1 protein-coding gene is annotated in these 603 nt (G+C 65.8%); it reads left to right on the plus strand.

Annotation, left to right across the window (positions count from 1 at the left end):
* Nucleotides 1–597 (plus strand): IS3 family transposase (locus LHA35_RS28495; RefSeq protein WP_226615292.1); only part of this gene is annotated, 597 nt, incomplete at its 5' end.
* Nucleotides 598–603: the final 6 nt, after the last annotated feature.

The following is a 603-nucleotide window of genomic DNA, read 5'->3' on the forward strand; positions in this document are numbered from 1 at the left end:
GCCAGCCATCGCCGCGGCGGACCGGTGGCGACGCGCCGCGACGAGAACAGCAGGCCGGCTCCGGACCTGGTGGACCGCAACTTCACGGCCAGCGGCCCCAATCAGCTGTGGGTGGCCGACATTACGTTCATTCCTAGGGCAGCCGGCTTTCTCTATCTCGCCGTGGTACTCGATGTCTGGAGCCGCAAGGTCATCGGCTGGGCTACCGCCAACCACCTGCGCACTGAGCTCGTCCTGGATGCGCTGGAGATGGCCGTCGGCCAGCGCCGGCCACGCGATGTCATTCACCACTCGGATCAGGGGTCGCAATATACCTCCCTGGCGTTCGGCAAACGCTGCAGAGAGGCCGGCGTCCGGCCGTCCATGGGCTCGGTCGGCGATGCCTACGACAACGCCCTGTGCGAGAGCTTCTTCGCCATCTTCGAATGCGAGCTGCTCGCACGGCGCCGGTTCGCCTCCCACGCCGAGGCGCGCATGGCGACCTTCAGCTTCATCGAGGCCTGGTACAACCCAGCCAGGCTTCACTCAGCCCTGGGCTACCGCTCGCCCATGACTTACGAGAAAGAGGAACAGCAAGCCGTCACCGCAGACCCGTAATCAGCC

The sequence above is a fragment of the Roseicella aerolata genome (assembly GCF_020523605.1).
GTDB lineage: Bacteria > Pseudomonadota > Alphaproteobacteria > Acetobacterales > Acetobacteraceae > Paracraurococcus > Paracraurococcus aerolatus.